Source organism: Acinetobacter sp. SwsAc6 (genome assembly GCF_013391565.1).
Classification (GTDB): Bacteria; Pseudomonadota; Gammaproteobacteria; order Pseudomonadales; family Moraxellaceae; genus Acinetobacter; species Acinetobacter cumulans.
This window is the reverse complement of sequence record NZ_JACAXE010000011.1, coordinates 78,858-101,939: the sequence shown is the minus strand read 5'-3', so window position 1 is coordinate 101,939 and position 23,082 is coordinate 78,858. Positions and strand designations below refer to the sequence as shown.

At 40.2% G+C, this 23,082-nt stretch carries 9 protein-coding genes and 2 pseudogenes; 9 read left to right on the top strand and 2 right to left on the bottom strand.

Annotated elements, in window-relative coordinates:
* The 8 genes and pseudogenes from HYG93_RS09740 to HYG93_RS09705 form a co-directional block, all read left to right on the top strand.
* Positions 1-108: pseudogene (locus HYG93_RS09740) on the top strand (IS5/IS1182 family transposase); the annotation flags it as partial.
* Positions 109-391: 283 nt separating this feature from the next.
* Positions 392-3,019, top strand: coding sequence for a DUF11 domain-containing protein (locus HYG93_RS09735; protein ID WP_178962443.1), 2,628 nt, complete (start codon positions 392-394; stop codon positions 3,017-3,019).
* Positions 3,020-3,055: 36 nt separating this feature from the next.
* A complete protein-coding gene (locus HYG93_RS09730) occupies positions 3,056-5,695 on the top strand; it encodes a hypothetical protein (RefSeq protein WP_178962442.1) in 2,640 nt (879 codons plus the stop codon).
* Complete coding sequence (locus HYG93_RS09725) at positions 5,682-8,732, top strand: DUF11 domain-containing protein (protein ID WP_178962441.1); 3,051 nt, start codon at positions 5,682-5,684, stop codon at positions 8,730-8,732. The genes HYG93_RS09730 and HYG93_RS09725 overlap by 14 nt, the downstream gene beginning before the upstream one ends.
* 199 nt (positions 8,733-8,931) lie before the next feature.
* The gene (locus tag HYG93_RS09720; protein ID WP_120365774.1) at positions 8,932-9,423 is read left to right on the top strand and encodes a hypothetical protein; all 492 of its coding nucleotides are present in this window, start codon (positions 8,932-8,934) and stop codon (positions 9,421-9,423) included.
* 54 nt (positions 9,424-9,477) lie between these two features.
* Positions 9,478-12,249 (top strand): NEW3 domain-containing protein, encoded by a 2,772-nt coding sequence (locus HYG93_RS09715; RefSeq protein ID WP_120365775.1) that lies wholly within the window; start codon positions 9,478-9,480, stop codon positions 12,247-12,249.
* 116 nt (positions 12,250-12,365) lie between these two features.
* Positions 12,366-18,377 carry an SdrD B-like domain-containing protein gene (locus HYG93_RS09710; protein ID WP_228198918.1) on the top strand — a complete coding sequence of 2,004 codons (6,012 nt, stop codon included), beginning with the start codon at positions 12,366-12,368 and terminating at the stop codon, positions 18,375-18,377.
* Entirely contained in the window at positions 18,377-19,441 is a 1,065-nt protein-coding gene (locus HYG93_RS09705) for an OmpA family protein (protein ID WP_120365776.1), read from the top strand. Before HYG93_RS09710 ends, HYG93_RS09705 begins: the two co-directional genes overlap by 1 nt.
* Before the next feature lie 59 nt (positions 19,442-19,500).
* On the opposite strand, the gene rsmB is transcribed toward HYG93_RS09705, so the two are convergent.
* The gene (gene rsmB / locus HYG93_RS09700; RefSeq protein ID WP_106986446.1) at positions 19,501-20,811 is read right to left on the bottom strand and encodes a 16S rRNA (cytosine(967)-C(5))-methyltransferase RsmB; all 1,311 of its coding nucleotides are present in this window, start codon (positions 20,809-20,811) and stop codon (positions 19,501-19,503) included.
* Positions 20,808-21,770: a methionyl-tRNA formyltransferase gene (gene fmt / locus HYG93_RS09695; protein WP_106986447.1), complete on the bottom strand. Its 963-nt coding sequence runs from the start codon at positions 21,768-21,770 to the stop codon at positions 20,808-20,810. The genes rsmB and fmt overlap by 4 nt, the downstream gene beginning before the upstream one ends.
* Positions 21,771-22,063: 293 nt before the next feature.
* Here fmt and HYG93_RS09690 point away from each other — a divergent pair.
* Positions 22,064-23,038 (top strand): annotated as a pseudogene (locus tag HYG93_RS09690) (IS110 family transposase).
* Positions 23,039-23,082 lie beyond the last annotated feature (44 nt).

Sequence of the window (23,082 nt, the reverse complement as noted above, 5' to 3'; positions counted from 1 at the left end):
AAAACCTTCAAAATCCTTGCTGAGCGATATCGTAACCGTGGCAAAAGATTGGGCTTAAGATTCAATTTAATTGCGGGAATCTATAATATGGAACTGAGTGAAAAATGACTTATGAAAGAAGTCTATTGGTTGAATAATAATTATATAAATAGAGTTAAGAATTTTTAAAATTTGATGTTATTAAATCTAATATTAGAGTGTTGTGTTAAGTTTATTTATTTGAATAGATTTGAAAAAAAATAAATAATGTAATCTACAGTATAGAAAATATACTGATTTTTATGGAATAATGTATAAATATGTGAACTAATATTATGTTTTGTTTTTTTATGTGCATTGGGTGGCGGGCGATATTTTGAATAATATAAAAAAGAACAGACTTCTTGCATCAATGACTCTATTGTTTTCGAGTAGTTTATATGCCTTTCCTTTACCTGGTAGTTATATTTCTAATATTGCATCTGGTGATTATGTTGATGAAACGGGCAGTACCTTAGTCGTCAATTCAAACCCTGTTTCGCTCGAAGTTCAAAAAATATTGGCACTGACATTGGTGCAAAATCAGCAACAACAAAGCACGATTGGTGGATTGGTAAATTTTCCACATGTTTTGACCAACACAGGTAATACTTCTGATCGCTATGCCTTAAGTTTGACTCATTCTGTGAGTGATGAGTTTGATTTAGCTTCTATTAAGGTTTATGCCGACCGTGATCAAAATGGTGTTCCAGATGATAATGTGGATTTACTGTTACCAAATTCATCGATTGATTTGAAGGCAGGGGAGTCACTTTCGATTGTCGCTGTTGGAACTGTACCGAGCTCTGTGCTTGCCAATCAAAAAAGTATTTTTGAGTTAAAAGCAACAAGCCAAACAACGAATACGATTGATGCACGTGTCAATGACACGGTTGTAGTAGTTGATGATGCTGTAATTTCAGTGGTAAAGGCTCAAGATAAAAGTCAAGGTAATGAACAAGAGCTTATCACCTATACCTTAACCTATCGAAATAACGGTACAGATACTGCTAAATTAACGCTTACAGATTTACTGGATGATTCCTTACAGTACGTTAAAGAAAGTGCTCATTGGAATCAGAATTCTATTGCGCTGACAGACAGTAATGATACTGAAAACACAATTAATAGCGGTATAAGCTATCAATTACTTTCTGATCAGAAAACTCTACAAGCTGAGATTCAGTCAGTTCCACCATTGACCTCAGGCACATTGAGTTTTCAAGTTCGTGTAAAAAATACAGATAAAAATAAGATTCCGAATACTGCAAAATATACTTATGTAGGTGAGAAATCTAAAGTACCTTATAACCAAGATTCGAATACGGTCCACTATACGCTGTTGCCATCTTTGGGGGTTGTACTCAACAATAACCCTAACAGCAATAGTGATGCTGGTAATCCAAATAAGGATCCAGACAACTTGTCGACCATTAATGAGTTAAAACCTGGTAAACAAGTTTTTTTCCAAAACTATGTTTGGAATAAGGGAAATATTACCGATGTTTATAATCTGAGTTATAGCACGGCAAATTTACCTGAATGTGCCCAAGTCCGCCTGTATCATAAAGATGGTAAAACCCTGCTGACCGATACCAATGGTGATGGTATCGTTGATACAGGTTCTTTGGCTAGTTCTGCTGTTAAAGAGATTCGTGTTGCTGTATTGGCATCTACGAGCTGCAATACTGAAAAGAGTAATATCGTCATAGATGTGGTCGCTACGTCTGTACTTTCAAGTGATATCTCTAACCCTACGCGCAATGTCATTACTAAATTGGTGGCCTCATCTTCAGAAAGTGATCTGTATAACTCAGATAACTCAGGTAAAGATGTTGGCAAAATTGACAACAATGGTAATGCATGGCTGAAAAAGTCAGTTTTGGATGGCAAAGTTGTATTTCCATTAATTGCCGAAAACAAGTCAACTCAAAGCAATAACTACAATTTATTTGCCTCTTTCTCAGCTATGGATATGCAAAATATTTCAGTTGTTACAGCCTCTGGTTTTACTGTGAAGTTTTATGAGGGGGATGCCACGTGTTCAAATTTGGGCAAACAAATTACCAATACTGGAACGATGGCAGCAGCGGCCACAAAGGCCTATTGTGCGGTCATTCAGGTTGATGCTTCTCAACAGAATTTTGTGAAACCCATCTGGTTTGCTATTCAATCGCCTGTAAATCAACAAGCCGACGTCATTAAAAATGAAATTTCGAGTAGTACTGCACGTCAGCTGATTTTAAGTAACGATCAGCAAGGTCAGGTGAGTGTTGGTGGTACGATTGTTTATGTTCATACTTTAAAAAATACAGGGACAATCACAGAGGGCGCTGACCAAGGCTCAGTTGTAAAACTAAAAGTGAATCCGCAGAAACTGGATGACAACTTTATTTACAGTCTTTATTACGATGTGAATAAAGATGGAAAAATTGATCCCTCTGATAAATTTATTGATGCAAATACAGATTTAAATTCACTTAGTGCTGGATTAGGTATTGCACCTGATCGAGATATTCAAATATTACTCAAGGTTCAAGCACCAGTCACAGCAACTCATGGGGTTGTGAGTGTTGCAGATCTTATTGTTGAGGCAGGAACTTTTGCCAACATTAAATTGGAAAATCTTAAAAATACGGATGTGACCACTGTATCAACATCTGCGATGCAACTGCTGAAATATCAAGTTAAAGCACCGACTTGCACGATGACATTTGATCCAGCCAATGTCACATCACTGAGCTTTAGTGCACAGCCTTTGATTATCAAACCGAATGAATGTGTCATTTATAAGTTAGAAGTTGAAAATAGGGGCTCATCTATTGTCACGAATGTGCAGTTTCAGGACGCCGTTCCTGCTTATACCACATTAGTGGGTACACCATTTTTAGTACCTGCAGGTGTTAATGCTTCAACTGCAGCTAGTATTAAAGGGACCATTGCAAGTTTGTCATCTGGTCAAATGGCGAATATGTATTTCATGATTCGTGTGAACCCATAAGAGTAAAGGCTTTCAGAAATGTTTAAAGAAAAAATAATGGTTCGAAGCCTACGTTGGGCAATCTCTGGATTGTTGGGTTTAACTGTATCTACTGGAGTAATGGCGAAAACTTCAATGGTCATTAGTAATATGGCCACAGGTGAATATAAGGAAGAAGGTTCCACGCTTGTTCAAACTTCGCGTTCAAACTTGGTGCAAACCACGATTATTCCAGTTTACAGTTTTACATTGGTGAATAATAATAATGTTTACGGCGTAGCCAATCAGCCAATTTATTTTAACCATGTGCTGACCAATACGAGTAATGCGAAGGACAGTTATAACTTAAGTATAGATAATATTTCAGGGCCTATATCCCAACCTGGTTATGCGGTTTACCTGGATAAAAATCGTGATGGCATACCAGATAATGATCAGCCCATCACCAATTATGCGCTCAATGCTGGAGAATCCATTGCATTGATTGTAAAAGCATTACTGGGTACAGCTGTAGCAAATGCGACAGGATCTTTAAGGCTTACAGCAACATCAAATCAATTGGGTACAGCTGGGGCGATTAGCAATACCGATACAGTCACTATTTCAGATAAAGCTGTAATGACGATTCGTAAAGCATTTAATAAAAGCACCGTCGTTGCAAATGATGAAGCAATCGTTCGTCTCACTTATTTTAATAATGGTACTGAAAGTGGTGAAGTAGACATCACGGATGTGTTAAATACAGCTGAATTGACTTATGTGAAAGGATCAGAAGTTTGGAATGGCCTTGCACTTAATCCATCGAACGTGGTTGGTGATGATCCAGCGGGTATTAATTATTATCTAGATACGGATAATAAAACCATTCGTGCAACAATCACCAAAGTTCCTGCGAATGCTCAGGGGTATATAGAGTTTAAAGTAAAGGTTGTAAAGCCTACACCAGGGCAAATTCCTAACGTTGCTCACCTTAACTATGATCATGATAAAGATACAGATACAGCTAAATTAACGACACAATCCAATACTGCTTATTTGGAAATTTTACCCGTGCATGGTGTGATTATTAATGCTGATGCTGGTTCGGCTTCAAATGTTAATGATATTGACGATAAAGGATCTGTCGCTACAGGTTCAACTGTTCTGTTTAAAAACTGGGTATGGAACACGGGAAATACGGCAGATCGTTTTAATTTGACATTTGATACGCATAATTTCCCTGCAGGAACTGTGTTTGAATTTTATCGTGCCGATGGCGTAACCCCAATTTTTGATAGCAATGGCGATGGGGTTGTTGATACGGGCTATCTGGCCGCAGGCGCGAGTTTGCCGATTGTTGTTAAAGCGATTTTCCCCAAAGATTACATAGACAACAGTAATACCTTATTTGCGGTAAAACCGAAAGCGCAGTCGATTGGTGATGCGACTAAAACAGATACGGTGACCGATCAGGTGCAATTAAGCCAGAACACGGCTGTGCGGACGGTGGATTTAATCAACATCAATGAACCTAAATCCAACAATAATGGTTTGGGCAACGGAGCAGTTTCAAACAATGGCAAAGCATGGGAAACGAAGAGTGGCGATAATGGAAAAACAGTCATTTTCCCATTGCGGGTCAGTCATGTAGGCCTTGCAACTTCATATCAGTTCAGTGCAGATGATGATGGTGTATTTAGCACATTAAAGCTTCCAGCAGGCGTAACAACTGTACGCTACTTTGAAACTACGGATAACTGTAGCACTTTAGCTAAGGAAATATCGTCTACACGCATTTTACAAAATGGTGAGTCGCAAACATATTGTGCTGTCGTGAGCCTTGATGTCTCAGCACAAACAGCAACAACACAGATTTATTTTAGAGTAGCTTCTTCAGAATTGCCGTCGCCTAATGCGCAAAATGGCTACGATACTATTCACAACGCAATTGAAATTGGCTCAAAAAATAGCTCAGGTACGATTAGTTTAGATCCTGACTTGCGCGGGCAAATTGCACCTGGTGGCACAATCACGTATAGCCATATTTTAAAGCAATGGGGCAGTCAAATATTAAAGTCAACAAATACCTTAACGGTTGAAAATGACCAACAAGGGTTTATTACAACGCTATATTTTGATGCCAATGATAATGGTGTGCTGGATGCTAGTGATGTATTGATGACGAACTTATCTGATGTTCCGACTTCTACGTTAACAGAGAAAAAGCCGATCCGTATTTTTGCCAAAGTCGAAAACTCGTCTTATGGCACAGTTGGGGTAACCAATACCTCTGTTATTCGCTTAAAAGATGGTGTCACTGAGCTAGATAGCGCAACGGATATCACCACGATTACCACTTCACCTATGCGCCTAACCAAATTGCAGGCCAAAGATAATAATTGTGATGGCATAGAAGAAGGTGCATTCACCACCAATGTTTTGCCTATTACTAAAAATACTGATGGTTCGGGGCAATGTGTGATTTATCAGCTGACCGTTAAAAACATGGGTGCGTCTGATATTGGTAAATTCACTTTTTATGATACGACACCAGAAGCAATGGTGATGAGTAAACTGCCAGTTTGTTCAGATTGTGATACAGGTTCAATTATGGCACCTGCAATTGGTCGAAGTGGTGCAATTCAGGGCGCAGTCCCAGCAGTAAAAAGTGGTGCAAGCCATAGTTTGGAGTTTGGGGTGAAGTATGTGGGGAACTGAGTTGAATTATAAGCAAATGAAAAAACAGTTTGGTCATATATTTGCAACTGCATTGGCACTTACAACTGTAAATGCGTATGCGATTCCGACTTTGGAGGTGATGTCTGCTAGTGGAACTAACCGTACTGGAAGTACTACCACTAGCAAAGACACTAAATTCGTATTTAACCCAAAAAACCCAACGGATAATGCAACCCAAAACTATTACCCTGAAGTGAAAGTAAATTATTCGATTTTAAATAATGTTTATGCGAATGGTATTGTGTTTGGTGGGGATAATATTGGAGATTTTGTTCCACTAAAAAGTCAAGGTTTTCCTAGCTCTGGCTATAACAATTATAGTAATAGCTTATCTTCAAGCCGTGCCAGTGGTGATATAGGAAAAGGGATTAGTTTAGATGATAACTATGGTGTTAGATTTTTAACTGCTTTTTCAAAGCTAGATGGGAAAAAATGGTATACAGCAGGTGAAAATAGTGGGATGGGCTATCAAATGGGGGATATTGTTCTCACTTGGGATAGACCTATTACGAACCCAGTGATCAATATTTCAGGGGTCGGGGGCCAATATGATTATGGTATTGCAGCGCAATTCAAACTTTTAACTACGACTGGTGTAAGTAGTTTAGGTTTATTGTCTGGGACAAATGTATCTGTCAATGGGTGGGATATTAAACATACAGGAGCTTATACAAATGAAATAGAGAGGGATTGGTGGGGTAGTATTATTAAAAATAATCTAACGATAGGGCCAACCATTGACGATAAAGGGGCAACAGGAAGTATACAGGTCTATACATCAGCGCCTATTACAACATTAACATTCCGAGTCTATTTTAGAACGGATGCAAGTAGTTCTATTAGAACAGATATTCCCTATAATACTGGCGGTGATGCATTTATCTTTAGTGCTTCTAGTATTGATTCTATGGTGGGTGACTTGCTGATAGAGAAAACAAATAATGTAACTCAAGTTGCAAAAGGCTCGAATACTACCTATACCGTCCGTGTGACCAATAAAGGGCCAGATACTTTTACAGGTACTTTTTTAAATGACCGTCTTGCACAAGGATTGGAACTGGTAAAAGTAGAATGCAGTACCGCTACAAATAACAAATGTACAGATTCTTCAAAAATTGACGTAGCAAAACTTTTTGTTTCCGATGCCGATTTGACATCATCGGCAATCACTGGACAAGATACAGGTGCTTTGGCAAAAGATGCTTTCTATGAAGTGCTAGTTACCGCCAAAGTAACGGGTGATGTGGGTACAACTACACTAAATAAGGCTAGTGTTAAGTTGCCAACGATGGGTTCTTCTACTGGGGTAGCCTGTAGTAACCAAACGGGCGTAGGTGGCAGTACGGGATTGACCCGCTCATTTAATAAAACTTTGGGTATTTGTAGTGTCACAGATACAGATACGATTATAAAACCAATTGTAGACCTTGCTGTGTCTAAGACGGCAGATAAGGCTAGTTATAATGTTGGTGAAACTGCTGTATACACTATTAAGGCATGGAACACTGGTATGCACGCCATGCCTGATGCCGTACTCACAGATGTTATTCCTTCAAATCTAGCACCTTTAAATGTGAGCTGTAAAGCAGTCGGCTTAGGTGTTGATGGTACAGCTCTAAGTTGCCCTACAGCAGATAAAATTATTTTGGTTAACAATCAGCTTACTGTTAAAGACATGGTTTTACCAAAAACCACAATAACAGGAACCAATCCAGTTCTTCCTGCTAGTTATCTTGAATTTACAGTAACGGCTCTAGCAAATACAGCAGGTACAAGTATTGCCAACACAGCAAAGATTGCCGTACCGCTAGTAGGTGGTGTTGCTACTGCAACAGAAACGATTACTGCAAATAATAGTTCAACAGCAACTATTGCAATTAAGGCGCCTTATCTCTTCAGTGGTCGTGTGTTTAACGATAATAGTGGCACGACAAAGGTTGCAGCCAATGCTTATAATGGCATCGTCAATGCAGGTGAATTGGGTATTTCAGGCAGTACGGTGACTTTAAAAAATTGTTCTGGCACTCCTGAGTACGCATCAGTTCAAACCAATGGCAATGGCGATTTTGAAATTCGTACATTTCAAGAAGTATTTGATGTTAATAATCGTGTTTGCCTTGTACAAAAGAATGTAGCTGACTATCAGTCTGTAAGTACTAACAAGTCTGCATCCGTGACTGCAACGACTGACTCTAGCTTTGATTTATTTACCATCACTAAAAATGCAAATACTTACGATGGCTTCTTATTTGGTGACGCACAGCTTCAGCTGATTTTGACTCAAAATGGTCAGAAAAATATTGCTGCTGGAGATGTTGTTGAATATCCCCATGAAATTATTTCAAAGAGCGTACATAAGCTTGGTACGTTAAATTTATCTAACCAGCAGCAACCAGCAATAGATCCAGTTTGGCAAAGTCTTATTTATTATGATGCCAACTGTAATGGTGCTGTGGATGCTGGCGAAAAATCTTATGAGCTAGCCCTACAAAGCGCGCCACTGTCGGCACCGATTTTACCTGAGCAAAAAATCTGTTTAGTTCAGCGTGTAATGTCACCTTCAAATGCGAAAGCAGGTGACAGCTTAAGTGCGCAATTCTCAGTGAAGCATACACCCACGATGAGCGCGGGTGTTACAAGCTTATCAAATTCTGTTCGAGATATCACCACTGTTGGTTCTGCAGGTTTAGATCTCGTAAAAAGTGTCCGAGAAGTAAAGTCTTGTCCTTCTACAAGTACAGATACAGCCACTTTTGTCAAAAGCAACATTTTGACCAAAGTCCAAGATAAAGTGAGCTATTTGGAATACCAAATTAGCTATACCAATAACTCAGCCAAAAATTTAGTAGATGTTGTACTTAAAGATGCAGTGCCATTGGGTACATCACTAAAGAGTATGTGTACTGGGGGGGATTGCACTACTGTAGATAGTGCTACTCCGCTGAGTTGGAATATTGCAGGGGTATTAGCACCTCGTGCAACGGGTACAGTCCGTTTTTGTGCACAAGTAGAGTAGTTTTTTAAATAATATTGTACTCAGCACAATTGGGTTGAGTGCAATTTACCTTAGAAAACACATTATGTACTTTGTAAAAAAATGAACAATAAGTAATTAATTTGTTTAAAAAATGTTTAATTTCATAGTTGAGTTGATATAAAATTGTGATAAACATAACCAAAATGTAATTTTAATTGAAATTGAAATGGATCGAAATATGTTGAAGGCAAATATCGTGCTAAAAGGGCTAACACTTAGTCTATTAATGGGCTTGACTACAACTCAGGTCGCTATGGCTGAAAGTAAAGTCAAAGAGCCTGTATCTATTCAGCTCAAAGCATTTAAAAAAACAGTCGATAACAAAGGCAATTCCCAGTTTATTGCGTCAGATGTGACCAAACCAAAAGATATTATTGAATATCGTGCAACGTATACGAATAACACGGCCGGAACCATTAAAGGTTTGAAAGCAACGTTACCGATTCCTGCGGACACGCAATATACAGGTACAAGTACACCAGCAGGCGCCTTTGCAAGTACAGATGGCATTAACTTCGCAGTTGCGCCACTGAAAAAAACAGTAAATGGCAAAACCGTGAACGTTCCGCTAAAGGACTACCGCGCTTTGCAGTGGCAGGTGGCAGAACTGCCATCTAAAAAATCTGTGACGGTAACAGCACAGACCAAAGTGAATTCTGTAAACGAATAATTTTTTATTACTTTTTAAGCAACATAAACATAACCATTTGGGGTCGGGGCAAGTATGTCAAATCCAATACAAACACTTAAGCGTAACAGCTTATCTTTGTCTATCGCGACAGCGTTGGGCGGTCTAGCTTTAGTTTCTACAGGTGCTCAAGCAGCTACACCTGCAGCGGGCACAAACATTAGTAACATTGCAACAGCAACATATAGCGATGGTTCAACTACACGCACAGTAACGTCAAACGAAGTAAAAACGACAGTTACTCAAGTAGGTAGCTTCCGTTTAGTACAGAGTGTGACGACTTCTGCCAACCAAAACTCAGAAGTACAGTTCCAACATACTTTATATAACGATGGTAACGGTACAGATACGTTTACGATTGATTTGATAAACTTGAAAACTGGTGATGACTGGGATTTTAGTAATATTAAAGTCTTCCTAGACACAGATGGTGATGGTAAAGCGGATTCAAATACACCATTGACATTGGGTGCATCAGGTACTGTTGTGACTGTAGCTGCTGGTGGCAAAGTCAACTTGATCGTGGTTGCAACAACTGCTGGTGGCGTATCAAATGCGACTGCTGGTAAGTTAGAACTCAGTGCAACAAGTAAAATTATTTCTGCAGATACCACAGCGACTACAGCAGATAAGACTAAATCAAATACTGATACAGCAACCATTACAGCTGGCGCAGTCTTTGCTGTAGAGAAAAAAGCTTCAGTCAATGAAGTGAATGTTAAAACTGCTGCTCAAAAAATTGAATACACTTTATCTTACCGTAACAAAGGTAATGATAAAGGTGATTTGGTTATTGAAGATACCTTAAATACCAATCTTGAATTTGACTCAGCAAAACATGTTGTCAAGCTGAATGGTTCGCTACTATCTTCTACGGTATCTACTACAGCAAGCTACTATAAATATGATTCAGGCACAAAAAAATTAACTTTTGTGATCAAAAGTGTAGAGCGTAATACTGACGGTAACATTACCTTTGAAGCAGACGTAAAAGCAGGCACGGTTCCAGGTACTGTACCAAACACCGCAATGTATGACAGTGATGGTCCAGATACATCAGGCAACGCTGTTCCAGATGTACCTACGAACAATACTGAAATTAAAGTTCTTTCAACCAATACTGGTGTGATTAACGATAGTGCAACGACTAAAACACCACAAGGTGTTGATGATACTATTACTGCAGCGTCAGTTGCGCAAGGCAGTAGTGTGAAATTCGGTTCTGGTACTGAGAATACAGGTCTAGAGGTTATCTATGTACACAACAATGGTGATACAACAGATACCTTTACTGTTGAATTAGATGCTTTATCTAATTTACCAGTAGGTACAACAGTTACGTTCTTGCAGCCAAATGGCACGCCACTTACGTCTACTGTAGGCAATGCAAAAGATACAGGACCAATTGCTGTAGGTGGAAGCTATCAGTTGATTGCTGTTGTGAACTTACCGCCAGAGTTCAGTGGCACAAAGGTGAATGAAAAGGATATTCAAGCTGTTGTAAAAATCACCTCAACGAAAGACGCGTCACAAACTGACCCAATTACTTTAAAAATCTCAGAAGTGACTAAAAATTCTGTCGATTTAAGTAATGGTAAGGGTAACAAAGACGGTAAAGATGATGCCAGTGAAAAAACAGGTGAAGGCCAAAATACAAGCTATATCGTAGACAAGATTACAACTAATCCTGGTCAAACGGTAACTTTCCCAATTGCTGTGACCAACCATGGTTCAAGCACAGATAACTATAACCTGACAACTGATCTTCCATCAGATTGGAAAGTTGAGTTCTTTACAGCAGATAAGGATGGGAAATGCACAGGTACAGCACCAATTTCTAACACGGGTGATGTTAAACCGTATGAAAATGCAACAACGCATAATACTCAACATTTCTGTGCAAAAGTAACTCCTCCAGCAAATGCGCCAGCAGGTGACAAAGACATTACATTTACGGTTACATCTGTAGCGACAAAACTTTCTGACACAATGAAAGACCAAGTTGTGGTAAATGCTGTGCGCAATTTAACCTTAGTGACTGGTCAGGAAAGTTCAGTAGCACCAGGCGGTACAGTGACCTATGAACATACATTAACCAACCTTGGTAATGTCACTGAAGGTTCAGCTGCTGGCACACTTTACTTAGACATTACACAAGATGATGCAACTGCTGGCTTTACGACGACTGTATATGTAGATACTAATAGCAATGGCGTACTAGATTCTGCTGATGTGGTATTAACTGCTGCTGAAAAAAATGACTTAGGTGCTGCGCTTGCAGGTCTAGCTCAGAACGAAAGCGTTAAGTTGTGGGTAAAAGTTCAGGCGCCAAGTACAGCGACGAATGGTTTGGTTGATGTTTCAACAATCAAGGTATATGCAGACGGTAAAATTTCAACGATTGATCCAGCTGCTGCGGTTTCAAACAAAGACCGTACTACAGTGACTGCTGGTCAAGTTCGTTTAGAGAAAACTCAAGCGCTTGATGCTAATTGTGACGGAACATCGGTTGGTACATTTGGTACGGCAACCTTGGCTGCTAAACCAGGTGAATGTGTTGTTTACCAAATTAAGGCAATTAATGATGGTAAAGCTGAAGTAACTAACGTTCAAATTACTGATGCTGTTCCTGCTTATACGACAGGAAAATCGCCAACTACAGCTACGAATATTTCTTTCGTACCTGCATCTACAGAGACACCGGCACCAACTTATACATTAAATGGCAAACAACTCTCTGTTAGTCCGTTTAAATTACAGCCAAATCAAAATGCGATATTACAATTCACTGTTGAAGTAGATAAGTAATTGAAAATTTAGGTTCTTAATCTTTTAAGTTTGTAGATAAGCATGAACTTCGGTTCGTGCTTATCTTTGATTCTTTATTTTTATTATTAAAATTTTTTTGGGGTATTGTCGTGTTTATGCGAATTGAGCCAGTCAATAGCAGACATATTGCACTTGTATTCACTACTTTGGCTTCGTCCATTGTTTTGGTGAATGAAAGCTATGCCTCTATGCCAGCGGCTGGTATCACGATCAGCAATACCGCCTATGCCAGTTATACCACCCCAGATGGTGGATTCATTAAAAACTCCCCATCCAATACTGTAGGTGTGACCATTACGCCATTGTATGTGATTGGGCTAAGCACACCACCTTTACAAGAAGTCGATGCAGGCTCAAAAGTCATTTGGTTAAATGAACTCAGAAACGACAGTAATGCACCTGTAGATGTATTGTTGGATCGTTTGAGTCACCCAGATTTAAGTAATGTTAAGATATACCTAGATAGTAATGGCAACGGACAGTTCGACAGTTCCGATCTGGTTATTACAGATAAAATTCCACTCCAAATAGGTGAAACAGTTAACCTATGGGTTGTGGCTGATACTTCTGCGACTTTAAAAGATAAACAACAGGTTGATTTACCGATACGAGCGTATACGGTACAAGATACGACAGCAGAAGCAAAAGCGACCGATTCACTCATTAGCTATATTCCACAACTGATTGCGACAAAAACAGTAGATAAGCAAAAATTTGAACCTGCTGCAGGTCAGTCTTATGACCTTACATATAAATTAGAAGTTAAAAATAATTCGGCAAAAAACTCAGGATTAACCACGATTAATGTGGATGGGGTTTCCACGCAGGCTGTTCTGCTTGTAGATGAGTTACCTGCCAACACAGTATTTAAATCTGCAAAACCTGCCAACTCGAATGCAATTGTGCTCTACAAGTCTGGCAATAATAGCTATACCAAGCAGATTCCTACCAATAAAGATGCCATCAATGAGCTTGTGGTGGCTTATCCGCAAGCCTTAGCAGGGAATGCAACAGAGGCTGTTGAATTGGTTGTCACCATGAACTCGAATATTTCGAGTACCACATTAACTAACCGCTTTAGTGTGGAACATGGGACAGCAACGGGAATTAAAAAAACCATATCAAATGATGCGATTACCCAAGTGGGTGGACACTCAGATGTTTCAAATAATACAGGGGATTACTCAAGTATTATTGGGACAGTCAGTCTCAAAAAACCTTTGTTTATTTCTGCTTCGAGCGCCGTATGTAATGCAACACGCACAACGCTAGATAAAGTAAAAATTAAAGTTGTATCGAATACGACAGGCGATACAGAGTATGTTGAGGCTGTTGAAACAGGCTTAAATACAGGCGTATTCCGCTTTGAATTGCCAACAGAAGAAAACACCAGCCCGAACTCTGGCGACTTTGTATTACAAACGGTCAAGCGCGATAAAGTCTTGATTAGTCTAACGGACTGTTTAGACGAAAATGGCAACTCAACAAAGACCATTACAGACGTTAATGCAGATGTTTTAATTGACCCTTATGGGGTTGTATTTGATGCTAAAACTGGATTACCTGTTGCGGGCGCAACCATTACTTTACGTGATGTAAATGGTCAACCGATTGGAAACAATGTTGCATTCCGTATAGATGAAAAAACGGGTCAATTAATTGCAATACCCGCGACCCAAATTACGGATAGTAATGGACAATTTATTTATCCTTTGGTAATTCCTGGTACATATAGCTTTCATGTAGATACCAGTACAATTCCGGGGGGTACGAGTTATACCTTTACCAGTGACAAGACCATTTACAATGATTTTGGAAGCCGTCCAGTTGACTCGAGTTGGTCTTATGGGGGGAACTTTAGCCTGAAAACAGGTGATGCTGCGTTAAATATTGATATTCCAATTGATCCGCTTGCAACACCATCTGTAAATAATCGTTTGGTGGTCAAAAAAGAAGTCAGTGGCAGTAAGTCTGCTGAGATTGGTGACTTTAAAGACTATATCGTTACGGTTGCGAATAAAGGCAATACCACATTGTACGATGTGGATATGAAAGATACCTTACCACGTGGTTTAGTCTATGTGACTGGAACTACACGTGTGAATAGCAAAAAAGCCAGTGATCCTGAAGGTGGGAAAGGGCCTTTTTTATCATTTGGTTTAGGTACACTGACACCACAACAAGAAATGAAGGTGCAATACCGCGTTTATATTGGTCCAAATGCATTAAGTGGTGATGGCATTAACCGTGCTTATGCAAAAGATCAATTAGGGACAACTTCCAATGAAGCTCAAGCACAGCTAAAAATTTCTCCTGGGGTATTTAGTACTGATGGTTTTGTTGTTGGTAAGGTATTTACAGACTGTAATCGTAACGGCGTTCAAGATGTAGGTGAAGCAGGTGTTCCGGGCATCCGTATTTATATGGAAGACGGGACTTTTGCAGTGACTGATCGTGAAGGAAAATATAATTTCTACGGTGTAAAAGCAATTACACACGTTTTGAAATTAGATACCACGACTTTGCCAGCAAATGCTGAGATGGTACTCATTAATAACCGTCAGGCAGGTGATCCTGGAAGCCGTTTTGTAGACATTAAACGTGGTGAATTACACCGCGCAGATTTTGCGATTACAGACGGCATGGGACAATGTAGTCAGCCTTTGTCAGATCAAATTGATGAGCGTAAAAAAAATATAGACGCGCAATTAGATGCTTTGGAACAGGCGATACGTGCAGATTTAAGTGTTGATCCTATTACAAACTATGTTTCTGATGTACAGGGTCAGCCTTCGAGTGGATGTATTAGTGCAAATGGTGCATCTGCAAATTGTAATATTGAATATAAAAAAGATCATGTCCGCGAAGTTAAAACAGTACAGATCGAACCCATTAAAGCACCAGTGATTTTAGATTTAGAACAGGAATTACAGCGTTCTGAATCCAATCATTTGCATATCTTAAATTTAAAAGAGCAACAAGTACTTCCTGCGACCCAAACGACTGTGCAGTTAAAAGGGGTATATGGAACTGATATTCAATTGTTTGTAAACGATGTCAAAGTCGATGAAAAGCGTATTGGTAAAAAAGCAGTTAATGTTGATGCTGCGGTGGCTGGTTTTGATTTTATTGGTGTCGCGCTTAAGCCGGGTAAAAATGAAATAGAAGCACGTCAGTATGACAATTGGGGCAACATCCGTGAGCGCAATAAAGTTACTGTGATTGCTCCGGGTAATATGTCTAAGTTGGATACCCAAGTTGTTGAACCGAATGTATATGCCAACGGCAAAGATGTATTTCAAGTTCTGGTCAAAATTACCGATGAAGAACGTACGCCGATTGCCTCTCGTACCCCAATTAATATTGAATCAAGCATAGGTGTTGTTCAGCTTAAAGACCTAGATCCAAATAAGCCAGGAATCCAAGTTTTTGCTGAAGGTGGCTCAATTGTTGTTCCTGTGCTTGCTCCAACAGAAGCAGGGGAAGGTGTTCTCAGAATTAGTAGCGGTGTGTATGAATCGAACATCCCCGTTCGCTTTCTTGCAGAGCTCCGCCCAATGCTTGTGGCAGGTATTATAGAAGGCTCATTTGCGCTCAATAATTTTGATCCAAAAGAATTATCAAAATCTTCAACTCAAGATGGTTTTGAAGAAGAATTAAATGATATTTCAAGTTCAGCGGATGGTACACATTCGGCACGTGGACGAGCAGCATTTTTCTTAAAAGGTAAGGTCCGTGGTGATTATCTACTCACCATGGCGTATGACTCTGCCAAATCAGATAATCAGCGTTTATTCCGTGATATTCGCCCTGATGAATATTACCCAGTTTATGGTGATGCTTCTGCCAAAGGGTTTGATGCGCAGTCGACCAGTAAGTTTTATGTTCGCGTTGATAAAGGTCGCTCATACGCAATGTATGGCGATTATGTTACCCGTACAGAAAATGCAGAAGGCCTATCACTTGGGCAATACAGCCGATCGCTTACAGGTGTTAAATCTACAGTAGAAGGTGATCGCTATAAACTGAGTGGTTTTGCTTCACGTACGAGTACGACACAAGTTGTCAATGAATTACGTGCTATGGGCGTTTCTGGGCCATACTCACTTGGTATTAGTGCTGATGAAGTGCTCGAAAATAGTGAAAAAATTGAAATTATTGTTCGAGATCGGAACAATCCAGGTTTAATTATTTCACAACAAACCTTATCGCGTTTCAGTGACTATGAAGTTGATAGTTATAGCAATAGTATCTATCTTACTACGCCTTTGAGTAGTGTCGATCAAGACCTGAATCCTGTGTATTTAAGGATTACCGTTGAAACCGATAAAGGCGGTGATGAATATACAGTGGCTGGGGTAAATGGCTCACTTAAACTGACTGAGAAATTGAGTGTAGGTGGTTCATATATTCAAAATGAAGATCCAGTTGATGAAGAAAAAATAGCCAGTTTAAATACGGTTATTAATGTAAATTCAAAGACTAAATTGATTGCTGAATATGCATATTCAGAACACGATTCAATTAATTTAGACAGCTTAACCAATGTCAATGCATCCAAAGGTGTAGACACGCCTACAGATGGTACGGCAGGTCGTGTTGAGCTGGATTATAAAGATAAGAATATTGAAGTAAGAGCCTATCATCATCAAGCGGATGAAGGATTTAAAAATGCGGCCTCTTCAATTAGCTCTGGCCGTAAAGAAAGTGCAGTCAAGCTAAGTGCACGTGTAGATAAGTTAGGTGTTATTCGTCTTGAAGCATTGCGTACAGAAGATATCGCAAATGCGGGTATACGTAATGGTGTGAGTGCAACAATTGAGCGTGCCATCAACCGTATATTAAGTGCAGAGCTTGGTGTGCGTTATTATGATGAGACCATTGTAGCTGCAAGTGAATCAACGTCTACAGTATCTACGCCTTATAATGGCACGACGATTCGTTCTAAGCTCAAAGCTAGCCTGCCATTTAATGGAACAAGTGTATTTGCGGAATATGAGCAAGATGTTGCGGACAGTGAACGCAAAGTCTTTGCACTTGGTGCAGATACCAATGTTTATAACAATGTACATGCATACGCGCGCCATGAATTTATTTCGAGTATTGGCGGTTTATATGAGTTGAATGACTCACAAAGCCGGAATACGACAGTATTTGGTTTAGACAGTCAGTACATGCGAGATGGTTCGGTATTTAGTGAATACCGCGTGCGTGATGGCATGAGTGCACGTGAAGCTGAAGCTGCTATGGGGGTACGTAACCGCTGGCAGTTAAAAGAAGGCTTATTCTTTAATACCAGCTTTGAAAAAGTTAAAGTGATTGAAGGTGACAATAAAGATTCACTTGAATCAACCGCTGCGACTTTAGGTATTGAGCACCTGAGTAATCCACGTTGGAAAAATGTTGCACGTTTAGAAGGGCGTTGGGCAAGTCAGTCAAATAGCTACTTAAATACGCTAGGCACAGCGTACAAACTAACCGATGAAGTAACGCTTCTTGCTAAGAATGTACTGAACTATACAGATAACAAAGCAAAAGATTCTGGCGATCGATTTATCAACCGCTTCCAATTGGGTGCTGCATATCGCGATGTACAAACCAACCGCTTTGATGCGCTCAGTAAAATAGAACATCGTTATGAAAATAATGAAACCACTTTAAGCGCTCCATACGAACGTAGTGCATATATTTTATCGACGCACCTTAACTACCATACTGTCCGTGATATTCATTTATCTGGACAGTATGCAGTGAAATATCTAGATGAAACTTATGGTTTTATTCAAACCAGTGGTATGACACAAATGCTCAATACACGTTTTATGTATGACATTAGCGAGCGTTGGGATGCGGGTGTGAATACTGGTGTGATGTGGAATAACGTATCTGATGGTATTCGCTATCTTGCAGGGGTAGAAGTGGGGTATTTACTGGCAACCAATTTATGGGTGTCAGGTGGCTATAACTTTATTGGTTATCACGACAAAGACCTCACGGATGGTGAAACCACTATGGATGGAACTTATTTTAGATTCCGATTCAAATTTGATGAAAACTTATTGAATCGAAAAAATAAGTTCGTCAACAAAGCATTGGAGCCAAAATAATGTCAGTTTTAAAATCAAAAATGATGATGTTAATTGGCTGCTTGATGACATCTGGTGCGATGGCGACCGAAGTAGAGCCATATAGCAAAGCGAATGTACAACAATTAAAGCAATCTATTAATGAGCGTATTGCTACAACGACCTCTGGGATTGAGCGTTATCAGTTGGCAAAAGCTGAAGCTTGGTTGAGTTATGCTAATCATGAGTATAGCGAACGCGGATTTACATCAGCAGGTAAAGAGGCTTATGTGCAGGCTAACCAACTTGTTGAGCCGTCCAATATCAATTTAGTGACGCAAATTATTTCGCCTTCACAGGTGATGCGCCGTGATTTGTGGTGGCAAATTGAATATTTAAAGCAACGTGGTGCTTTGGATGCTGAGCCTCAAGCGTTGGCCAATGCCGAGGTCATGTTAGTTTGGGCTGCTGCTGAGTATTGTGAGTTGGGATGGCGTCATGCGCGTGAGCATTTTATAAGTGCTGAACGTCAATTGCAAAAAGTGATTTATGCTTTGCCTGAAGAAAAGCCGTACCTGAATTGGAGCGAGGCAGAAGTCCCTGAGTTATCTGCATTGAATGGCAAAGGCTGTCATGGCGTAAACCCAGATGTATGGCCATTAAAGCCTAAAACATCTGTAGAACCTGAAGTGATTGAGGCTGCTTTACCTAATGTTGTGGTTGAAAATATTGTACATTTTGCGGTAGATCGGGCGGTATTAAATGCAGAAGGCAAAGGTGTTTTGGAGCGAATTGCAAGTATTTTGGCTGAATATCCTGATATGAGTATTACTCTAAAAGGGTATACCGATAGCCGTGCCAGCGTCGCTTATAACATTGCGTTATCTCAACGCCGTATCGATGCAGTGCGTGACTATCTCCTTGAAAAAGGGGTAAATGCGAGTCGAATTACTGCAGAGGCAAAAGGGAAAGTCGAACTGCAGGATGATCAGCAGATTGAGATGGCTCATGCAAAAAGCCGTCGAGTCGTGGTGTATTTTAACGATGCCGAGACGAATTCAATTACTGTACAGCCTCAATGGCGAGACTTGCAAATTGAGCACTGACCGTATGTTTTTGCATAAAAAAGGTGGCCATGGCCACCTTTTTTATTGTGTAAATCGGCTTATGCTGTCTTTTGGATCAAGCAATAATAAAAACCATCACCTTTCGCTTGCTGTGGTAACAATTGACGACCGTGGATTTGTTCAATTCCCCAATCTGCATCAATTTTAATTTCTTGAGCATCTGCATGCGTTGCAAAAAAATCAACCATCTGCTGTTCATTTTCCGCTTTTAAAATTGAACAAGTGATGTAGAGCAAGTGGCCACCAGCTTTCACTTGTTGCCACATGTGTTGCAAAATTTCTTTTTGCAGCGCAACGGTTTGAGCAATATCACTTGATTGGCGCAGTAAGCGAATATCTGGATGGCGGCGCATTACACCAATCGCCGAGCATGGTGCATCTAGAACGATACAATCGACAGCTTCAGGTACAATCCAGTTGGTCGCATCGGCTGTCAAAATTTCAACATCCGCGTGCTGTGTCAATTGAAGGCGTTCTAGATTTTCAGAAACGCGTAATAAGCGTTTTGAATCTTGATCAATGGCATATAACTTTTTCAGGTCAAAGCGTTCAAGTAAATGTGCTGTTTTACCACCTGGTGCTGCACATGCATCTACCACCACTTTGCCATCTAAGTTTGGCAAAATTTGTGCGCAGAGCTGAGCGTGCTCATCTTGTACAGAAAAACCGCCATCTTCAAAGCCAGGAAGGTTTGGAATTTGAACAGCTTGCTCGAGCACGATCCCAACATCTGAAAGTTCACATGCACGGGCAGCAATATTGTGTTCGGTTAAAATGTCTAAGAAGTCACCACGGCTCACTGCACTGTCGTTGACACGGAGTGTGAGTGGGGCAATTTGTTTTAAATCCCAACATAATTTTTCAAGGGTTTCTTCGCCCCAGTCTTTTTTCAAGCGTTTAAATAACCAACTTGGTAGACCATGCGCGTGAGCGAGTTCTTCTTGAAAATGCGTTGTTTCACGTGAAACACGGCGCAGCACCGCATTAACCAAACCACTGAGTGGGCCATAACCCAATTGCTTTACAGCTTCAACAGTTTCAGAAATTACCCCATGTGGTGCAAGTCGTGTGCAAAGCAGTTGGTAAATACCTACATACATGCAGGTTTCGACGGTTTCGTTGTTATCTGATTTTGTCAGTAACGGCAAAGTAATACTTTTTAAGCTATACCACTGGCGTAGTGAACCCAGTACTAATTCATGAAAAAGTGCACGATCACGATCCGCGACTTTTTGTAAATGAATTGGGAGCACGCTAGCAAGAGATTGACCTTGATGGACGGCCAATAAAGTACGAATCACTTGAGCGCGTAAATTAAGGTGGGAAGTTCCCGGTTGTGGCTGACTCATGGGAGAATTTGTCCTACCTGAAGTTTTTGAGTTTGGTTAATTTGAACGGGGTTGAGGGCTTTGCCACCCGGCCATTGAAGACTGGTCAGGCAAATCGCTTTTTCATCGCCGCAAGCAACGTGAACGCCTTGCTTGTCTATATTTAAAATGGTGCCAGCTGTTTTGCCTGAAGCATCTACATTTGACAGCATAGAGCCCCAAACACGCAGATTATTGCTTTCATCTAGCGCAATAAAAGCCACAGGCCATGGGTTAAAGGCACGAATGTTACGGTCAATTTGTACCGCTGTTTCAGACCAGTTAATTTGCGCTTCAGCTTTAGAAAGCTTGTGTGCATAGACTGTTAATGCTTCATCTTGCACTTCTCGTTCAGCCAAATAACGCTGCAGGCTTGCTTCGGAAGCCAAGACTTGAACAGTGGCTTCTGCACCTTGTTGCGCCAATTTGTCGTGCAAAGTAGCAGAAGTATCTGAAGCTTCAATCGGACAGATGGTTTTCAGCATCATATCACCCGTATCTAAACCAGCTGCCATTTTCATAATGGTTACACCAGTTTCGGCATCACCTGTGCTGATAGCACGCTGAATAGGTGCTGCACCGCGCCAGCGTGGAAGCAAAGAACCATGAATATTCAAGCAACCATATTTAGGCATGTCTAAAACAGCTTGAGGGAGAATCAAACCATAAGCTGCAACCACCATAACATCTGCGTTGTGAGCACGAAGTTCTGCTTGAGCTGCTAAGCCGTCTTCAGTAGAAGATTTAAAATGTAAAGGTTGATATACCGGAATGCTGTTCTCAAGTGCTAACTGTTTCACTGGAGATGCAGTGAGTTTTTGACCGCGACCAGCTTTACGGTCAGGTTGGGTGTAAACCGCAACAATTTCATGTTCTGTTTTTAATAATGCGTCCAAAGCTACGGCCGCAAATTCGGGCGTGCCTGCAAAGATGATTTTCAACGTGAACACGCTCAAAAAATGAAGTGAGCTCTATTATACCAAACTCGAAATTTATAGTTTTGATTAATAGACCTTGTATCTTGGAGCTTGTAGTGATTAGCTTCCACTATATGCAAATTGTAGAGTTTGTAATAGACCTAAGACTTTTAGTCTGTGAAAGAGATAAAACCTACAATTTGCCCTAACCACTTGCACAACTCTGGACGGTAACTAAGCACTTTGATGCAGTATTCACAAGAAAAGACGGTGGTTATGCTAAAACAATAATTGGATAAATAAAGCAGGTAAAGATTATGTTTTATCTTGGTATTGATGTTGCTAAAGCTAAAATTGATTGCTGTTTAATTTTAGAAAATTCTGCAAGTAAAAAGAAAACCAAAACTTTTTCAAATACGCCAAAAGGTTTTGAGCAACTTCAAACCTGGCTAAAGTAGCATGCTGCAACTTCTACGCAGACCATTATCTTAATGGAAGCCACATCTATTTATCATGAACTCTTGGCTAAATATTTATTTGATGCGGACTATCAAGTCTGTGTAACCAATCCTGCCAGAGCTCGATATTTTGCTCAGAGTATGTCTAAGCTAAATAAAACAGACAAGGTGGATAATGAAGTTCTAGCTCGATTTGCGATGACTGCCGATCTACATTTTTGGCAACCTTTACCCCAACCTATTCAATTTCTGAATGCTTTGCTAGATAGAAGAGCTGTGCTTTGTGAAGATTTACAACGTGAAAAGAATCGTTTGGAAAAAGCAGAGTCTACCTTCACGATGGAACCCGTACTTTAGTCTATCCATAAGAGTATTAGGCAGTTAAACAAGCACATTCAGGGTATCGACCAGCAAATTGATGCTCATATCGATCAGAATCCTGATTTAAGAAATGATAAAGAACTGCTCAGCAGTATTCCAGCTATTGCAGATCGAACCGGTTTATTAATGCTTAGTTTCTTGCGCAGCCATACTTTTGAAAGCGCTAGTCAAGCGGCCGCCTTTGTTGGCTTGGTCCCCATTCAAAAGCAATCAGGTAGCTCCATTCATGGCAGAAGCCGTTTATCCAAAGCGGGCTCTTCCAAAATACGTGCCGGTTTATATATGGCAGCCATTGTCGCAACTCGGCATAATCCCCACATTAGAGGGATGAATGAAAGATTATTGGCCAATGGTAAAACCAAAATGATGGCGATTGGAGCTGCGATGAGGAAGTTGGTTCATCTTTGTTATGGTGTACTCAAACACCAACAACCTTATCAAGCGGATTATTGAGCATGAATTCTCAATAATTTGCTTGACGTTTCAGACGGTATCTC

Bases quoted from the DNA above. Each gene is read 5' to 3' on its own strand.
- HYG93_RS09735 (WP_178962443.1), top strand. From the start codon at position 392: ATGACTCTATTGTTTTCGAGTAGTTTATATGCCTTTCCTTTACCTGGT.
- HYG93_RS09730 (WP_178962442.1), top strand. From the start codon at position 3,056: ATGGTTCGAAGCCTACGTTGGGCAATCTCTGGATTGTTGGGTTTAACT.
- HYG93_RS09725 (WP_178962441.1), top strand. From the start codon at position 5,682: ATGTGGGGAACTGAGTTGAATTATAAGCAAATGAAAAAACAGTTTGGT.
- HYG93_RS09720 (WP_120365774.1), top strand. From the start codon at position 8,932: ATGTTGAAGGCAAATATCGTGCTAAAAGGGCTAACACTTAGTCTATTA.
- HYG93_RS09715 (WP_120365775.1), top strand. From the start codon at position 9,478: ATGTCAAATCCAATACAAACACTTAAGCGTAACAGCTTATCTTTGTCT.
- HYG93_RS09710 (WP_228198918.1), top strand. From the start codon at position 12,366: ATGCGAATTGAGCCAGTCAATAGCAGACATATTGCACTTGTATTCACT.
- HYG93_RS09705 (WP_120365776.1), top strand. From the start codon at position 18,377: ATGTCAGTTTTAAAATCAAAAATGATGATGTTAATTGGCTGCTTGATG.
- rsmB (WP_106986446.1), bottom strand. From the start codon at position 20,811: ATGAGTCAGCCACAACCGGGAACTTCCCACCTTAATTTACGCGCTCAA.